The sequence below is a fragment of the Rhodopseudomonas sp. genome (assembly GCF_036404135.1).
Classification (GTDB): domain Bacteria; phylum Pseudomonadota; class Alphaproteobacteria; order Rhizobiales; family Xanthobacteraceae; genus Rhodopseudomonas_A.
Genome location: NZ_DASWPE010000080.1, coordinates 23,626 through 39,545 on the forward strand (window position 1 = coordinate 23,626; position 15,920 = coordinate 39,545).

Here is a 15,920-nt window from a genome sequence, read left to right on the forward strand (position 1 = left end):
GCATATGGATTTTCGCAGGCCATCGCCTGGCAGCTCTCTTCACCCTCCCCTGGAGGGGGAGCGTCGGCGGGGACCGCGCGAAGCGCGGTGCACGCCGGGGTGGGGTGAGTCGCGCACACGGCGGATGAACTCTTCGCCACCCCACCCCGCTCGCTGCGCGAGCGACCCTCCCCCTCCAGGGGAGGGTGATCCTCGCAGCAACCGCAAACTTTCATATGCGATTGCCCTCCCCGCAAGGGGGACGGAGCGCACCGTGCTCGTCGCATCCGGCCATTGACGCTGCGGACTTGGTTCCCCATTTGCGTGTCTCTTGTTATGATGCGCGGGCCATCTGCGCGGGAGGATCGATGCCAAACGACGTTAGGGATTTGCCGGCGCGCGACGACAGCGTGGCCCGGTTTCTGGGCGGCTCGCCGTTGGCGGTGGCGTTTCGGCTGGCGCTGATGTCGCTGTTGGTCGGCGTGGTGCTCGCCGCGATCGGCTTCGATCCATGGAATATCATCACTAGCATCCGGCTGTTGTTCGTCCGGGTCTGGGAACTCGGCTTTGACGCCATCAACGGGCTGTGGCGCTACTTCCTGCTCGGCGCCGTGGTGGTGATCCCGATCTGGCTGTTGTCGCGACTGTTCGGCGCGCCCCGCGCCTGAGCGGGCCTGTGCCGCCGACCGCCAGCGTCAGCCACCGGCGGGTGTTCGCCATTGCCGGGCCGGCGATGCTGGCCAATCTCACCACGCCGCTCTTGGGCATCGTCTCCACCGCCGCGATCGGGCGGCTCGGCGATCCGCATCTGCTCGGCGGTGTCGCCTTGGCCTCGGCGGCGTTCGACTGCCTGTTCTGGCTGTTCGGATTTCTGCGCATGGCGACGGTCGCCTTCACCGCGCAGGCGCTCGGCGCCGGCGAACGCGACGAGGTTCGTGCGGTGGGGCTGCGCGCCTTGCTGCTCGGCGTCGCCATTGGCGTGGCGCTGATCGCCTTGCAGCTGCCGCTGGCGGCAGCGATCTTCAGCCTGATGGGCGGCAGCGAGGCGGTGACCGCGGCCGCCCGCCAGTACTTCTTCATCCGGCTGTGGTCGGCGCCGATGATCATGGGCAACTACGTGATGCTCGGCTGGCTGGTCGGCCAGGCCCGGCCGCGGCTCGCGCTGGCAATCCAGGTCGGCATCAACCTGGTCAATATCGGCGTCACGCTCGTGCTGGTGCTGGAGCTCGGCAAGGGCATTGCCGGTGCCGCGCTCGCCACCGTGATCGCCGAGGGCTGCGGCCTGATCGCCGGGCTGATCGTGGCGTGGGCGATCCTGGGCGGCCGGATCGGCGTGGCGCGCGATCTGTTGCTCGACCGCGTCCGCCTCTCGCGGATGCTGGTGGTCAACCGCGACATCATGATCCGTACCGCGGCGCTGATCGCGGCGTTTCTGTTTTTCACCGCGCAGAGCGCGCAGGCCGGCGACCTCACGCTCGCCGCCAACGCCGTGCTGTACAATTTCCTGATGATCGGCTCGTTCTTCCTCGACGGCCTCGCCAACGCCGCCGAACAGCTCTGCGGCCAGAGTTTCGGCGCCGGCGACCGCCCAGCCTTCGGCAAGGCGGTGAAACTGGTGCTTTCCTGGAGCGCGCTGTTCGGCATCGCCGTCACTGTATTGTTTGCATTGTCCGGCGCCCGGCTGATCGACGTCGTCACCACCAGCCCGGAGGTGCGCAAGGCGGCCCGCGAATTCATGTTGCTGGCGGCGTTGGCGCCGGCTTGCGGCGTGCTGGCCTATTGCTATGACGGGATCTACATCGGCGCGTCCTGGGCCGGCGAGATGCGCAACCTGATGCTGGCGGCGTTCGCCGCCTATCTTGCCGCCTGGTATCTGCTGATCCCGCTTGGCAATGCCGGGCTGTGGATCGCCTTCCTGGTGTTTCTCCTGACCCGCGGCCTGCTGCAGGCCTGGCGCTATCCGGCTATGGTACGGGTTTCGTTTCCTCGCGGAAAATCCTAGGCTCGGGCCACGGCGGTCAGGCCGGATCAGCGGGGCAAACCGATGCAACTGCGTTTTGTCGGCTGCGGCGATGCGTTCGGCTCAGGCGGCCGGCTCAATACCTGTTTTCACGTCAGCGGCGAAGAGGTCAATTTCCTGATCGACTGCGGCGCCTCGTCGCTGCCGGCGCTGAAGCGCTACGGCATCCTGCGCGACGACATCGACCTGGTGCTGATCAGCCATTTCCACGGCGATCATTTCGGCGGGGTGCCGTTCCTGTTGCTCGAGGCGCAGTTCGGCCGCCGCAAGCGGCCGTTGGTGATCGCCGGTCCGCCCGGCATCGAGCTGCGGCTGACAAGGCTGATGGAGGCGATGTTCGAGCATTCCTCTGCGACCAAGCAGCATTTCGAGCTGTCGGTGGTCGCCATTGAACCGGGCGAGACCCGCGAATTCGGCGCGGTGAAAGTCACCGCGTTTCCGGTGGTGCATGGCGATTCGGGCGGCCCGTTCCACGCCTATCGGATCGAGGCGGAGGGCCGCACGCTGGCCTATAGCGGCGACACCCAATGGACCGAGACGCTGGTCGCCGCCGGCCACGACGCCGATCTGTTCATCGCCGAAGCCTACACCTACGACCGCGCGGTGAAGAACCATCTCAGCCTGAAGGTGCTGGAGACCCATCTGCCGGAAATCAATCCGCGGCGGCTGATCTTGACCCATATGAGCGACGAGATGCTGCGCAGGCTCGACGCGGTGAGCCACACCGCCGCCAGCGACGGCCTGATCGTGGAGTTGTAGCGCGTCAAGAGCACTCACTCATCAGCACTGACTCGTCATCCTGAGGTGCATTTCCGCGGCGCGAATGCGCTGCGGAAATGCCTCGAAGGATGACGCCACAACAATGACGTTTCGGACGGCGAGCGTGCGGCGCATCCTATGAGACGCCCGGCGTCGCCCTGCGGGCTTCGCCGGGCTCCTCAGAGTCTGACTCAAAAAGCGATCAATGAAATCAGGCCTTCAACCCGTCATTGCGGGGAGCTCTTGCGACGAAGCAATCCAGGGTTCCGCAAAAAGCCCCTGGATTGCTTCGCTTCTCAGTCGGCGCTACGCGCCGCCGTCGGCTCGCAATGACAAAAACCCCTGATTTTGCTCGCTGCTTTTTCGGTCAGACACTCAGGATGAGGCAGCATTTGGGTCGTCTTCAGCAACAGCGCTACACCGGCCAGTCTTCTGCAGTGATGGTCGGCGCGTCGGCGCCGACGATTTCGCTGAGCGAATCCCGCCCGGTGCGCAGCAGCGTCGAGGCGAGGTCGGTCTTGATCGCATCGATCAGGCCGAGGCCCTTATAGACCAGCGCCGAATATACTTGGATCAAGGTCGCGCCGGCGCGGATTTTGGTCAGCGCCGCGCCGCCGGAATCGATGCCGCCGACGCCGACCAGCGGAAACGCGCCCTCGGCACGCACGAAGGTTTCCGCCACCATCCGCGTCGACAGCCGGAACAACGGCCGCCCCGACAGTCCGCCGGATTCCTTGGCGCGCGCCTGCTCGCGCAACGCGCGCGCGCGCGACAGCGTGGTGTTGGCGACGATCATGCCGTCGACCCGGCGCGAGCGGGCGATGTGCACCACGTCGTCGAGTTCGTTCAGCGTCAGATCCGGCGCGATCTTCAACAGCACCGGGGTCTCGCCGGCGCTCTGCTGCACCCGGTCGCGCGCCTCGATGACCCGGGCCAGCAGATCGTCGAGTGCCGCGGCCTGCTGCAGATTGCGCAGGCCCGGGGTGTTCGGCGACGACACGTTGACGGTGAAGTAGCTCGCCACCGGCGCAAAGGTCTCGATCAGCCGGACGTAGTCGGCGACCCGGTCCACCGAATCCTTGTTGGCGCCGACATTGACGCCGACGATGCCGCCCTGATTGGCGCGCGCGGCGAGCCGGCGCAGCACGATCTCGGCGCCGTCATTGTTGAAGCCCATGCGGTTGATCACCGCCTCGTCGCGCTCCAGCCGGAACAGCCGCGGCCGCGGATTGCCGGATTGCGGCTTCGGCGTCACGGTGCCGATTTCGACGAAGCCGAAGCCGAGCCGCAGCATCGCGTCGGGCGCCTCGGCGTTCTTGTCGAAGCCCGCGGCGATGCCGACCGGATTGGAGAAATTCAGCCCGAAGGCGCGCACCGCGAGCTTCGGATCGTCGTCGCGCGGCCGGATCTGCGGCAATAGCCGCAAGCCCTGGATCGCCAGCCGGTGGGCGTCCTCCGGATCGAGCCAGCGCAACAGCGGCAGCGAGACGGCATCGAAGGCGCGGATCACGGCGCGAGCTCCGGGATCTCGTGCGAGCCGTCGGAGCGGGTGCGCAGCTCCTTGACCTCGATCACCGCGCCGAGATCGAGTTCGCCGTACAGATGCGGAAACAGCTCGTCGTCGCGCGAGGCCTCCCAGCGCAGCGCGTCGCCGAGCACATCGGCATCGATCGCAATCAGGAACAGCCCGCTGCGGCCGGCGAAATGTTTTCGCGCGGTGCCCGGCACCTGGGCGGCGGTGGAAAAATGGATGTAGCCGTCGCGCAGGTCGTCGGCGCTGCCGGCAAACGCGCCCTGGCGTTCGGCCTCGCGCCAGGCCGAGGCGTCACAGATCTTGTAAATGGTGCGCACGCGCCCGCAATCCTGCTCGCATGAAGCCGCGGCCCCGGCCCCCGCCCGCCGCTGAAACATGCCTGAATACAATTGTTTGCGGGGAGGCTGGGGGCAAATCCGGTTCCCGTTGCGGTGCCACCGCGCAAGGCCTGATTGGCGAGCGATCCGCGGATCGCGTCGACCGTATCGGCGACGCCGGTTCACTTCAAGCGTAGCGTTTTCGATCGGCGAATGGATTGCGCGGGCGACGCTCTTGAGGTAATAATTCCTAGTTGCCGCCGGCTTGCCGGCGCCTGCCGGCTCAGGACACAGCCCATGCTGACACACGACCAGATCTGGACCGCGTTGGACCGCCTGGCGGAGCGCGCCGGGCTGTCGCCGTCCGGCCTTGCCAAGCGCTCCGGTCTCGATCCCACCACCTTCAACAAATCCAAGCGCATCACCAATGACGGCCGCGAGCGCTGGCCCTCGACCGAATCGGTGGCCAAGGCGCTGGCCGCGACCAACACCGCGATCGACGCCTTCGTGCAGCTGATCGGCGACGGCCCGCGCGCGGTGCAATCGGTGCCGCTGCTCGGCCTGGCGCAGGCCGGCGCCGGCGGGTTTTTCGACGACGGCGGGTTTCCGGTCGGCAAGGGCTGGGACGAAGTGGGGCTGCCCGCGGTCAACGACGAACACGCCTACGCGCTGGAAATCTCCGGCGATTCGATGAAGCCGGCGTATCGCGCCGGCGACGTCATCGTGGTGTCGCCGGGCTCGCCGATCCGGCGCGGCGACCGCGTCGTTGCGAAGACCCGCGACGGCGAGGTGATGGTCAAGGAATTGAAGCGGCGCACCGCCAAGACCTTGGAATTGTCGTCGCTCAATCCGAGCCATCCCGACCGCACGCTGGCGCCGGCCGAGGTCGAATGGATCGCCCGGATCGTCTGGGCCAGCCAGTAGACTTTTTATCAAACTTCGCGGCGAAGCTTCATCCGCAGGCCCGGACGAATGTGCTATCAGGTTGTTGCTATCAACAACCTGAGGGATCGTCCATGAACCGTCGTCATGCTTTGAAAGCGCTGGCGGGGCTCGCGCTCTGCCCGGTCTGTGCCTCTGCCGGTTTTGCCGCCGAACATCCGCATTGGGGTTATGAGGGCGAAGCCGGCCCGAACCATTGGGGCGACCTCGACGCCGCCAACCAGGTTTGCAGCATCGGCAGCCAGCAATCGCCGATCGACATCGACGGCGCGGTGAAGTCCGACCTCTACGACCTCAGCGTCAAATGGGCGGGCAGCGCCGAGAGCATCGTCAACAACGGCCACACCATCCAGCTGAATTTCGCCGACGGCTCGACGCTGACCCGCGGCGACACCACCTACAAATTGTTGCAGGTGCTTTTCCACCGCCCCAGCGAGCACCTGATCGCCGGCAAGAATTTTCCGATGGAAGCGCATTTCGTGCACCGCGGCGAATCCGGCCTCGCCGTGCTCGGGGTGCTGTTCCTGGCCGGCGACGCCAACCCGGCGTTCGGCAAGATCGTCGCCACCATGCCGCAAGAGGAAGGCCCCGCGGTGAAGGCCGACGAGGCGATCAATCCCAACGATCTGCTGCCGCCGAAGCTTAGCTACTACCGCTACGAAGGCTCGCTGACCACGCCGCCGTGTTCGGAAATCGTCGACTGGCTGGTGCTGGTCGATCCGATCACGGTCGCGGCCGACGACATCGCGGCGTTCGCCAAGCTGTATCCGGCGAACGCCCGCCCGCCGCAGAAGGACAACCGCCGCTTCGTGCTGCGCTCGAACTGAGCGGCTTCGTGCTGCGCTGTAACTAAGCGCTTTCCATCCGCGCGTCGTCATCCTGAGGAGCCCGGCGTAGCTCGAAAGAGCGAAGCCGGGCGTCTCGAAGGATGGGCTGCGCGGAGAGTGCGCGACCCGAATTAGCCTGCGCGACCAGCATCGTCATCCTTCGAGGCCCTCGCGATGCTCGGTCACCTCAGATGACGTCCCGTTCGCCGCGAGCGACTTCGCAGTCGGGATGACGTCCCGTTCGCCCGCGAGCGGCGGCATCCTCAGAGCGCTAACAACTTATTGCTGCTTTGCGCCGCAGTCCTCTGCTCCCCTCCCCCTTGCGGGGAGGGTCGGGGGTGGGGGTCCACATGGACGGCATCAGTTCGGGACACCCCCCTCCCCAACCCTCCCCCGCAAGGGGGGAGGGAGCGCGCCCCAATCGGGAGAGCGCGCGCCGCATCGGCGGGGATGCCGTGCTCACGCCGCGCCTCGGCTCGCGCGCCTCAACTCTGATCCGCCTCTTCAAACAGCCATGTTCCGCGAACTATCAACCGCCCATGCCCCATCGCTCCCGCGCAACACATTGCGCGGGCGGGGCGGGTGGTTTTCCCCCTCGCGATGAGGGGGACGGAGCGCCGCAAGGCGCAACCGTGTTGAGTGACGCTGCCCGCGGCGGCTTGCGACACCGCCGGCCGACCGCGCACGCCTTGCGGCGCTCCATCGCGGGATTTGTCGACCCCAGGACCGTGCTTCCGGGGACAGGCGCGATGCACTCCGCACCGCCGATCCGGCGGGCTTTCCCCCGCCTTCACCTGTCCCGCGTCCAGCCAGCCAACAAGTGGCAGAGCCTCATAGTGGGCTCGGCATAGCAGTTTGCTCTTTCGCAAACTGCGTAAACTTGTTTGCGATGACCCGGGGCGTCCCGGGCGCGTGCTTGCGAGGCACGACACGCAGGACACCGCATCCCCGCTCCGCCTCATGAGCGCCCTCGAGAAGCGCCTCTCGTGAGTGAGGATTGATAGGAATATAAGCCTGTAGCCGCGATCTGTCAAGGACGACTAAAGAAGCTACTGTTAGTAGTGCCTCAGCGCACTTACCATCCGGTACCCGCTGGAGACCGGAAAATGCGGATCAAACAACTAGATGTATCTAACTATCGCGCCCTGCGTAAATCGTCGATCAGATTTTCGGAAACGACGGCGTTGCTCGGGGAAAACAATTGTGGGAAGTCTGCATTCTTGCAGGCGATCGACCTGTTCTTCTCATCAAGTCCGAAGATTAGACCTAAGGATTTTTCCGACGGCAACATTAATGCACCGATCGATATTACCGTTCACTTTTCCCACTTAACTCCTGCCGACCGCGAGGAGTTTTCTGGATATCTACTTGACGGAGACTTCATTGTCACTCGGCGCTTCTTTGCTGATACCAACAAGGACAACGGAAGGTTCTTCTTTGCGGCCAAGACAAATCCAGACTTCGATAAATGCCGCAACGAAGAGGGAAAGACTCAAAAGCGAGCGATATATAAGGGGCTTCAGGAAAAATACGATCTTCCGAATGTTCCAAATGCGGACGAAATCGAGCAGAGGTTGGTTGAATGGGAGGCCGCGAACTCTGACAAGGTTCAGTCTGGGCTCAAAGGGTGGACGAATGTTGCTAGCGGAAAGCTAAAGCAGAAGACTGATTTCATATTCATCCGAGCCGTGGAAGACGCCGAAAACATCCAGGCTGACAAGAATTCGCCGGTCCGCAATCTAATTAACACGATAGCCCGGCAAGCGATCGAAAACAGTTCAGCGTTCAAGGCATTCATTCAGTCGGCTAATGAGAAAATTGCAGAGTTAACGGATCCGGGCAAGGTCCCAGTATTGAGCGACATTAGCACCCGGCTAACCTCGATGCTGACTTCGTACTATAAGGATTCCGCCATTAATGCGACCTGGGATCCAATCACACAAATCCAACCAAGTTTTCCGAGCGCAAACATTGAAGTGGTCGACAACAATTTTACAACAACAATTGACGGGGTCGGGCATGGATTGCAGCGCGCGATTGTGCTCACGGTGCTACAGTTTATGGCCGAGCACAGAGCAACATCGACTGCTCAAGATGAAGAGTTCACGGAGGCGCAGAGTGACATAATTCTCGCGGTGGAGGAGCCAGAGATTTATCAGCACCCTACCAAGCAACGACTTTTTGCTCGTTTGCTGCAGCGTCTTGCGTTGGGATTCAATAAGAAAACAGGCATAAGAATCCAGATTATTTATGTGACTCATTCGCCCCTGATGATCACTTTGTCAGAGTGCGCGGCGATACGGATGGTGCGGCGAATTCCAGATAACGTGGCGGTAAAGGAGATCGACTTGGATCAATGTGCGAAGCACGCCGCTTTAGTTTCCGGACGACGACCAGAGGATGCATGGTCCGGCGGTCAATTTGCTGCAAAACTTCACACATTTCGATCCGAGGCTGCAGAAGGATTCTTCGGAAGATGCGTTGTGCTTGTAGAAGGTGTAGGCGACAAAGCTACGCTCGAAGCGTGGTACGCGCGTGCTGGACGAGATCCTCACGCAGAAGGAATTGTAATATTGGATGTGACGGGAAAGCCTAATTTGGATAAGCCAATCATTATATTTAGTGCGCTTGGTATTCCCTGCTATTGGGTATTTGATAATGATCGCCGCAACGGCACGAAAAAGAATGGAAGCGTTTCAACCAATAAACTGCTTCAGCGTCTTGCTGATATTGAAGAGGAAAATTGTGTCGAGTGGCCGAGCGGAGTATTCGATAAATTCGCAGTTTGGGATTGCAATCTTGAAGAGTACGTCGAGAATAGGGTTGGGAAGGAAGCGTTCGATGCAGCCCGTGCCGAGGCCGCGAGTAACTTCGATATAGACGGAAACCTTTGTCTGAAATTTCCCGCTGCTGCGTCCGCGCTTCTCTTCCGTCTCCAAAATGAAGGGCATTCCTTTCCGGAATTGGATGAAGCGTTAACTGCTATAGATGCTCTGTCGAGGCCACCCTTAGGGGCATAATGCCGCGCGACGGTTGGCCTGCAGTAAATCTGAGAGGTGCTGGCCTTCGGTCCATCCTTCGAGACGCCCGGCTCCGCTGCGCTTCGCCGGGCTCCTCAGGATGAGGGATTTTGGCGTGGTTGGCGCAGAATGACGCCAAGGGATGTGACCGGCTCAGGCGGCAAGTCGTTCGGTCAGGTCAGCGTCGCCTCGCGCCGCCCGCAAAAAAACTCACTGCATCACCACCAGCCAATGCATGGCGAGCAGGGCGGCGAACAGGGCGGTGAGGACGAAACCGGCGAGGAAGCCGACCACAAGGCCGCGCTTGAAGCCGGCCTGCAGGCCGAGGGCGGCGCGGGATTTCTCCCGCCGGGTGTCGCCGCGCGCGGTCCAGGCGATCGCGTCGTCGGCGACGAGGCGTTTGTCGTCGAGATCGGCGAGGTCGCGCGAGATCTTCAACAACAGCTGCAACTCGTCCGCGGCGGGCGCAGCGAGGTCGGCGCGGAGGCCGTCAAGCACGTCCTTGGCGGTGAGGCGGTCGACGGCGGCTTGATCGAGGTTTGTCACGGTGCGCTCCCTCCGAACTCAATGCGGCAAACTACGCCAGCGCGCATTGGCTGATAAGGCGGCGATCGTAGGGGGCGGTTCGCCAAAGCGAGACGTCATCCCGGGGCTCGAGCAGAGAAGCTGCGAGTGAGCCCGGGATCCAGTAATCACTGCCCTGGAATACTGGATTCCGGGCTCGCTCGTTCTTCGAACTCGCGCCCCGGAATGACGGCCTGGTCTGGGTTCGGCACGACGGTCAATGAAACCGGCCTGTTACCGCGGCGGGCGCCATGGTGGGCACGGCGCGAAGTGCGCCTACCCCGCCCTACGGACCTGGGCGTGAGGCCGGGATACGGACGCCGCTCATCCGGCGGTCGTCCTTCGAGACGTCCGGCTTCGCTCTTCGAGCTTCGCCAGCCTCCTCAGGATGACGGCAAGTTGTGTGGTTCGAGAGTCAACTACCGCGGCAGCGTGGTCAGCCCCATCAAGGCCTGGTCGATGGCGCGGGCGCACAGCCGGCCCTCGCGGATCGCCCAGACGACGAGAGATTGGCCGCGGCGCATGTCGCCGGAGGCGAACACTTTCGGCACCGAGGTCTGGAAGTCCGAGGTGGCGGCGGCGACGTTGCCGCGCGGGTCGAGATCGACGCCGAGCGACTTCAGCAGCCCGTCGTGCACCGGATGCACGAAGCCCATCGCCAGCAGCACCAGGTCGGCCTTCAGCTCGAATTCGGTGCCCGGCAGCGGCTGGAATTTGCCGTCGACGCGGACGCAATGCAGCTTGCCGACTTTGCCGCCCGTGCCCTCGAAGGCCTGGGTCAGCACCGCGAAGTCGCGCACCGCGCCCTCGGCCTGGCTCGAGGAGGTGCGCATCTTCTGCGGCCAGTTCGGCCAAGTCAGCGCCTTGTTCTCGCGCTCCGGCGGCGCCGGCATGATCTCGATCTGGGTGACCGAGAGCGCGCCCTGACGAAACGAGGTGCCGATGCAGTCCGAGCCGGTGTCGCCGCCGCCGATCACCACCACATGCTTGCCGGTGGCCAGAATCTCTTTGTTGTCGCCGAGCGATTCACCGGAGACGCGGCGGTTCTGCTGGGTGAGGAAGTCCATTGCGAAGTGAATGCCGGAGAGTTCGCGGCCGGGGATCGGCAGATCGCGCGCCGCTTCCGAGCCGCCGGTCAGCGCCACCGCGTCATAGTCCTTCAGGATCTGCTTGGCATCGACCGCGCCGGGGGCGGAGCCGCCGACCGGAGAATTGTAGTGGAAGCTGACGCCTTCGGCCTCCATCTGCGCGACGCGGCGGTCGATCAGATGCTTCTCCATCTTGAAATCGGGAATGCCGTAGCGCAGAAGGCCGCCGGCCTTGGCGGCTTTCTCATAGACATGGACGTCGTGGCCGGCGCGGGCGAGCTGCTGCGCGCAGGCGAGACCCGCGGGGCCGGCGCCGATCACCGCGACCTTCTTGCCGGTCTTCACCGCCGCCGGCTCCGGCTTCAGCCAGCCGTTCTCCCAGGCGCGGTCGACGATGGCGCATTCGATGGTCTTGATAGTGACCGGGTTGTCGTCGATGTTCAGCGTGCAGGAGGCTTCGCACGGCGCAGGACAAATGCGGCCGGTGAATTCCGGGAAGTTGTTGGTGGAATGCAGGTTGCGCGCGGCTTCCTGCCAGTTGCCCTGATAAACCAGGTCGTTGAAATCCGGGATCTGGTTGTTGACCGGGCAGCCGGTGGTGCCGGGCGCCACCGCGCCGGTGCCGTGGCAATACGGGATGCCGCAATTCATGCAGCGCGCGGCCTGGTCGCGGGTGTCCTTCTCGTTCAGCGGCACGACGAATTCGTGGTAGTTCGTCACCCGCTCGGCGACCGGCGCGTAGGGCCGGTCGTGCCGGTCGATTTCCAGAAAACCCGTGATCTTGCCCATGAAACCCTGACGCCCCTTAACTCTCAGTCTCGCTCGGAACGTCATCCTGAGGTGCGAGCCGACTTCGGCGAGCCTCGAAGGATGACATGTTGTGTCACTGTGCTTGCCGCTGTCGTCCTTCGAGGCCCGCGCTGCGCTCGGGCACCTCAGGACGACGGCGAGTGCTTATTTGCGCATGATCTACGCGCCGATCGCGATCTTCGGCTCCTCGGCCTGCCGCGCCTTGAGTTCGCGCAACGCGCGGCGATACTCCACCGGCATGATCTTGCGGAACTTGGGCAGATAGCTCTTCCAGTTCGCCAGGATCTCGGCGGCGCGCTTGGAGCCGGCGAGCTGGGCGTGGCGGGTGATCAGAATGTGCAGCCGTTCGACGTCGGAGCTCAACAGATCGGCGAACACGTCGACCCGGCCGTGCGCCTCGAGATCGCCGGACTGGTGATAGGTGCCCTCGTTGATCAGCTCTTCCGACAGCACCGGCTCGAGATCGACCATCGCCATGTTGCACAGCTTCGGGAACTGGCCGTCCTCGTCGAGCACGTAAGCCACGCCGCCCGACATGCCGGCGGCGAAGTTGCGCCCGGTCTTGCCGAGCACCACGACGATGCCGCCGGTCATGTATTCGCAGCAATGGTCGCCGGCGCCTTCGACCACCGCGATGGCGCCGGAGTTGCGCACCGCAAAACGTTCGCCGGCGATGCCGCGGAAATAGCATTCGCCCTCGATCGCGCCGTACATCACGGTGTTGCCGACGATGATCGACTGCTCCGGCACGATGCCGGACTCATGCGGCGGGCGGACGATGATGCGGCCGCCGCTGAGGCCCTTGCCGACATAGTCGTTGGCTTCGCCTTCGAGGTCAAAGGTGACGCCGCGCACCAGCCAGGCGCCGAACGCCTGACCCGCGGTGCCCTTGAAGTCGACATGGATGGTGTCGTCGGGCAGCCCGGCATGGCCGTAGATCTTCGCCACCGTGCCGGACAGCATCGCGCCGGCCGAACGGTTGGTGTTGTTGATCTCGATCTCGAACTTCACCGGGGCGCCGCGGTCGATCGCCGGCTGCGCCTTTTCGATCAAGGTGCGGTCGAGCACCTTGCCGAGGTGATGGTCCTGGTTCTCGGTGTGGAAGATCTTCTGTCCCGGCCGTTCCTTCTGGCGATGGAACAGCTTGGAGAAGTCCAGCCCCTTGGCCTTCCAATGCGCCACCAGCGCCTTCTGGTCGAGCATCTGGGTCTGGCCGACCATCTCGTTGAACGAGCGATAGCCGAGGCCCGCCATGATCTCGCGGACCTCTTCGGCGACGAAGAAGAAGTAGTTGATGACGTGTTCGGGCTGGCCGGTGAAGCGCTTGCGCAGCACCGGATCCTGCGTCGCCACGCCAACCGGGCAGGTGTTGAGATGGCACTTGCGCATCATGATGCAGCCGGCGGCGATCAAGGGCGCGGTGGCAAAGCCGAATTCGTCGGCGCCGAGCATCGCGCCGATCACCACGTCGCGTCCGGTGCGGAAGCCGCCGTCGACCTGCACGATGATGCGCGAGCGCAGCCGCTCGCGCACCAGGGTCTGGTGGGTTTCGGCAAGCCCGATTTCCCACGGCGAACCTGCGTGCTTGATCGAGGTCAAGGGCGAGGCGCCGGTGCCGCCGTCGAAGCCGGCGATGGTGACGTGGTCGGCGCGCGCTTTGGCGACGCCCGCCGCCACCGTGCCGACGCCGATTTCCGACACCAGCTTGACCGACACCGCGCCGGCCGGATTGACGTTCTTCAAATCGTAGATGAGTTGCGCCAAATCTTCGATCGAATAGATGTCGTGATGCGGCGGCGGCGAGATTAAGCCGACGCCCGGCGTCGAATGCCGGACGCGAGCGATGGTGGCGTCGACCTTGTGGCCGGGCAGTTGGCCGCCTTCGCCGGGCTTGGCGCCCTGCGCCATCTTGATCTGCATCATGTCGGCGTTGACCAGATACTCGGTCGTGACGCCGAACCGGCCGGAGGCGACCTGCTTGATCGCCGAGCGCATCGAATCGCCGTTGGCCATCGGCTTGAAGCGGTCGGCTTCCTCGCCGCCCTCGCCGGTGTTGGACTTGCCGCCGATCCGGTTCATTGCGATCGCGAGCGTGGTATGCGCCTCGCGCGAGATCGAACCGAAGCTCATCGCGCCGGTAGCGAAGCGCTTGACGATCTCGGAGGCCGGCTCGACCTGATCGAGCGGCACCGACTTGCGCTTTTCGTCCTCGGCGGTCTTGAACTTGAACAGCCCGCGCAGCGTCAACAGCCGCTCGGATTGCTCGTTGAGGATCTTGGCGAACGCCTTGTAGCGCTCCAGCGAATTGCCGCGCACCGCGTGCTGCAGCGCCGCCACCGAATCCGCGTTCCAGGCGTGGTCCTCGCCGCGGGTGCGGTAGGCGTATTCGCCGCCGACGTCGAGCGCGGTCTTGTAGATCTGCACCTCGCCGAACGCGTCGGCGTGGCGGCGCACGGTTTCCTCGGCGATTTCGGTGAGACCCACGCCCTCGATGCGGGTGTGGGTGCCGGCGAAATACTTGCAGACGAAATCCTGCTTCAGCCCGACCGCGTCGAAGATCTGCGCGCCGCAATAGGACTGATAGGTCGAGATGCCCATCTTCGACATCACCTTGAGCAGACCCTTGCCGATCGACTTGATGTAGCGCTTGACGATCTCGTAGTCGTCGAGCTGGACCGGCAGCCGGTCCTTCATCGCGATGATGGTCTCGAAGGCGAGATAGGGGTTGATGGCTTCGGCGCCGTAGCCGGCGAGACAAGCGAAGTGATGCACCTCGCGCGGCTCGCCGGATTCCACGACGAGGCCGACCGAGGTGCGCAAGCCAACCCGGATCAGATGGTGATGCACCGAGGCGCAGGCCAAGAGCGACGGGATCGGGATGCGGTCGGCGCCGGCGGCGCGGTCGCTCAGGATGATGATGTTGATGCCTTCACGCACCGCGGCTTCGGCGCGCGCCGACAATTCGTCGAGCACGTGTTCGAGGCCCGCCGCGCCGAGCCCGGCGTGGAAGGTGGTGTCGAGCGTGCGCGACTTGAAATGCGGATCGCCGATCTCGGAGATCGCGCGGATCTTTTCCAGATCGGCGTCGGTGAGGATCGGCTGGCGGACTTCGAGCCGCTTGGTGACGGCGCGGCCTTCGAGGTCGAACAGGTTCGGCCGCGGCCCGATGATCGAGAACAGGCTCATCACCAGCTCTTCGCGGATCGGATCGATCGGCGGGTTGGTCACCTGGGCGAAGTTCTGCTTGAAATAGGTGAACAGCTGCTTCGGCTTGTCGGACAGCGCCGACAGCGGCGTGTCGTTGCCCATCGAGCCCGAGGCTTCCTCGCCGGTGGAGGCCATCGGCGTCATCAGGATCGCGATGTCTTCCTGGGTATAGCCGAACGCCTGCTGGCGATCCAAGAGCGGCAGGTTGGAGCGTTGCGCCGAGACCGGCGCGGAAGGCAGGTCTTCCAGCACGATCTGGGTGCGCTTCAGCCATTCGCGATAGGGCTGGCTCGCGGCCAATTGCGCCTTGATCTCGTCGTCCGGAATGAGCCGGCCCTGTTCGAGATCGACCAACAGCATCTTGCCGGGCTGCAGCCGCCATTTGGTGACGATCTGCTCTTCCGGAATCTTCAGCACGCCCATTTCCGACGCCATCACGATGCGGTCGTCGCGGGTCAACAGATAGCGCGCCGGGCGCAGGCCGTTGCGGTCGAGCGTGGCGCCGATCTGGCGGCCGTCGGTGAAGGCCAGCGCGGCGGGGCCGTCCCACGGCTCCATGATGGCTGCGTGATATTCGTAGAACGCGCGGCGCTGCTCATCCATCAACGGATTGCCGGCCCAGGCTTCCGGGATCATCATCATCACGGCGTGCGGCAGCGCGTAGCCGCCCTGCACTAGGAATTCCAGGCCGTTGTCGAAGCAGGCGGTGTCGGAGGCGCCCTCATAGGAGATCGGCCACAGCCGGCTGATGTCCTTGCCGTACAGTTCGGAATGCACCGAGGCCTGGCGGGCCGCCATCCAGTCGTTGTTGCCGCGCAGCGTGTTGATCTCGCCGTTGTGCGCGACCATGCGA

The 15,920-nt window shown here is 64.1% G+C and carries 11 protein-coding genes; 6 read left to right on the forward strand and 5 right to left on the reverse strand.

Going from position 1 to position 15,920, the window contains the following annotated elements:
* Nucleotides 1-347: 347 nt before the first annotated feature.
* The 3 genes from VGC77_RS08770 (at nucleotide 348) to VGC77_RS08780 (ending at nucleotide 2,758) form a co-directional block, all read left to right on the forward strand.
* Entirely contained in the window at nucleotides 348-647 is a 300-nt protein-coding gene (locus VGC77_RS08770) for a DUF6460 domain-containing protein (RefSeq protein ID WP_331171183.1), read from the forward strand.
* 65 nt (nucleotides 648-712) lie between these two features.
* Nucleotides 713-1,981: an MATE family efflux transporter gene (locus VGC77_RS08775; protein WP_331171195.1), complete on the forward strand. Its 1,269-nt coding sequence runs from the start codon at nucleotides 713-715 to the stop codon at nucleotides 1,979-1,981.
* Between the two features lie 42 nt (nucleotides 1,982-2,023).
* Nucleotides 2,024-2,758, forward strand: a complete 735-nt coding sequence (locus VGC77_RS08780) for an MBL fold metallo-hydrolase (RefSeq protein ID WP_331171184.1) — start codon at nucleotides 2,024-2,026, stop codon at nucleotides 2,756-2,758.
* Nucleotides 2,759-3,173: 415 nt separating this feature from the next.
* Here VGC77_RS08780 and VGC77_RS08785 read toward each other — a convergent pair whose 3' ends face one another.
* Complete coding sequence (locus tag VGC77_RS08785; protein ID WP_331171185.1) at nucleotides 3,174-4,268, reverse strand: quinone-dependent dihydroorotate dehydrogenase; 1,095 nt, start codon at nucleotides 4,266-4,268, stop codon at nucleotides 3,174-3,176.
* Nucleotides 4,265-4,609, reverse strand: a complete 345-nt coding sequence (locus VGC77_RS08790; protein WP_331171186.1) for a DUF952 domain-containing protein — start codon at nucleotides 4,607-4,609, stop codon at nucleotides 4,265-4,267. The genes VGC77_RS08785 and VGC77_RS08790 overlap by 4 nt, the downstream gene beginning before the upstream one ends.
* Before the next feature lie 297 nt (nucleotides 4,610-4,906).
* Between VGC77_RS08790 and VGC77_RS08795 the strand changes: the two genes are divergently transcribed.
* The 3 genes from VGC77_RS08795 to VGC77_RS08805 all read left to right on the forward strand — a co-directional run bounded on the left by VGC77_RS08795 (nucleotide 4,907) and on the right by VGC77_RS08805 (nucleotide 9,398).
* Complete coding sequence (locus tag VGC77_RS08795) at nucleotides 4,907-5,533, forward strand: helix-turn-helix transcriptional regulator (RefSeq protein WP_331171187.1); 627 nt, start codon at nucleotides 4,907-4,909, stop codon at nucleotides 5,531-5,533.
* A 92-nt stretch (nucleotides 5,534-5,625) separates the two neighbouring features.
* A complete protein-coding gene (locus VGC77_RS08800) occupies nucleotides 5,626-6,378 on the forward strand; it encodes a carbonic anhydrase (RefSeq protein ID WP_331171188.1) in 753 nt (250 codons plus the stop codon).
* Nucleotides 6,379-7,484: 1,106 nt separating this feature from the next.
* Nucleotides 7,485-9,398 carry an ATP-dependent endonuclease gene (locus VGC77_RS08805; protein ID WP_331171189.1) on the forward strand — a complete coding sequence of 638 codons (1,914 nt, stop codon included), beginning with the start codon at nucleotides 7,485-7,487 and terminating at the stop codon, nucleotides 9,396-9,398.
* Between the two features lie 210 nt (nucleotides 9,399-9,608).
* On the opposite strand, the gene VGC77_RS08810 is transcribed toward VGC77_RS08805, so the two are convergent.
* From VGC77_RS08810 to gltB, 3 genes are all read right to left on the reverse strand, one after another.
* Nucleotides 9,609-9,944 carry a hypothetical protein gene (locus tag VGC77_RS08810; RefSeq protein WP_331171190.1) on the reverse strand — a complete coding sequence of 112 codons (336 nt, stop codon included), beginning with the start codon at nucleotides 9,942-9,944 and terminating at the stop codon, nucleotides 9,609-9,611.
* Nucleotides 9,945-10,381: 437 nt separating this feature from the next.
* Nucleotides 10,382-11,839: a glutamate synthase subunit beta gene (locus VGC77_RS08815; RefSeq protein ID WP_331171191.1), complete on the reverse strand. Its 1,458-nt coding sequence runs from the start codon at nucleotides 11,837-11,839 to the stop codon at nucleotides 10,382-10,384.
* A 180-nt stretch (nucleotides 11,840-12,019) separates the two neighbouring features.
* Nucleotides 12,020-15,920, reverse strand: a 3,901-nt coding sequence (gltB, locus tag VGC77_RS08820) for a glutamate synthase large subunit (protein WP_331171192.1), incomplete at its 5' end; no start/stop codon positions are given.

Coding starts and splice junctions, on each gene's coding strand:
- VGC77_RS08800 (WP_331171188.1), top strand. CDS start 5,626: ATGAACCGTCGTCATGCTTTGAAAGCGCTGGCGGGGCTCGCGCTCTGC.
- VGC77_RS08780 (WP_331171184.1), top strand. CDS start 2,024: ATGCAACTGCGTTTTGTCGGCTGCGGCGATGCGTTCGGCTCAGGCGGC.
- VGC77_RS08795 (WP_331171187.1), top strand. CDS start 4,907: ATGCTGACACACGACCAGATCTGGACCGCGTTGGACCGCCTGGCGGAG.
- VGC77_RS08775 (WP_331171195.1), top strand. CDS start 713: ATGCTGGCCAATCTCACCACGCCGCTCTTGGGCATCGTCTCCACCGCC.
- VGC77_RS08770 (WP_331171183.1), top strand. CDS start 348: ATGCCAAACGACGTTAGGGATTTGCCGGCGCGCGACGACAGCGTGGCC.
- VGC77_RS08805 (WP_331171189.1), top strand. CDS start 7,485: ATGCGGATCAAACAACTAGATGTATCTAACTATCGCGCCCTGCGTAAA.
- VGC77_RS08815 (WP_331171191.1), bottom strand. CDS start 11,839: ATGGGCAAGATCACGGGTTTTCTGGAAATCGACCGGCACGACCGGCCC.